Below are 257 nucleotides of genomic sequence, written 5' to 3'. Positions count from 1 at the left end.
ACGCGATCGCCGCCGCGGTCATCGGGGGGACGAGCCTGTTCGGCGGTCGTGGCAGCGCCTGGTCGGCCCTGCTCGGCATCATCGTGATCCAGTCGATCTCGAACGGCCTCACCCTGCTGAGCCTCGACTCGTCGATCCGCTACATGATCACCGGCGCGGTCCTGCTGCTGGCCGTCATCATCGACTCGCTCTCACGGCGCAGCCGCGCCAGTCACGGCGCGGCCTGAGCGGGGCCCTGGACCCCGCCACGTCGGCGG

General features: G+C 71.2%; 1 pseudogene. It reads left to right on the top strand.

The features are described from left to right. Positions 1–227 (top strand): annotated as a pseudogene (locus H489_RS0119305) (sugar ABC transporter permease); the annotation flags it as partial. Positions 228–257: the final 30 nt, after the last annotated feature.

Source organism: Curtobacterium flaccumfaciens UCD-AKU (assembly GCF_000349565.1).
GTDB lineage: Bacteria > Actinomycetota > Actinomycetes > Actinomycetales > Microbacteriaceae > Curtobacterium > Curtobacterium poinsettiae.
Note: the sequence above shows the minus strand (reverse complement) of the source record. Positions and strands in the feature narration are given on the sequence as shown.